Genomic DNA, 521 nt, shown 5'->3' on the forward strand with positions numbered 1-521 from the left:
ATTTCCTGGTCTTCTCGACATTGGCGCTAGTCGTGGGGTTGATCGTCTCCAATGTCATCCGACCCGGCGCCGGCATGCATATCAACGTCGCCTCGCTGGATGCGACAAAGATCAGCGATTATACCGCCAAAGCCCATGACCAGAGCGTCGTCGGCTTCCTGATGAACATCATCCCGAACACGATCGTTGGTGCTTTCGCTGACGGCGATATCCTGCAGGTGCTGTTCTTCTCGGTCCTGTTCGGCATTTCGCTGTCCATGGTCGGCGAGCGCGCCCGGCCGGTGACCGATTTCCTGCAAAGCCTCACCGTTCCGATTTTCAAGCTGGTGTCGATCCTGATGAAGGCGGCGCCGATCGGTGCCTTCGGCGCCATGGCGTTCACCATCGGCAAATACGGGATCGGCTCGATCACCCATCTTGCCATGCTGGTCGGCACGTTCTACCTGACATCGGTGCTGTTCGTCCTCGTCGTGCTCGGCGCGGTGGCCTATTATAACGGCTTCTCGATCCTGGCGCTGATC

The 521-nt window shown here is 58.7% G+C and carries 1 protein-coding gene; it reads left to right on the forward strand.

Annotation, left to right across the window (positions count from 1 at the left end; genetic code table 11):
* Window positions 1-521: cation:dicarboxylate symporter family transporter (locus tag AC1D0P_RS28170; RefSeq protein ID WP_477679745.1), on the forward strand; the 521-nt coding region annotated here is incomplete at both ends.

The sequence above is a fragment of the Polaromonas sp. P1_G2 genome (assembly GCF_056405515.1).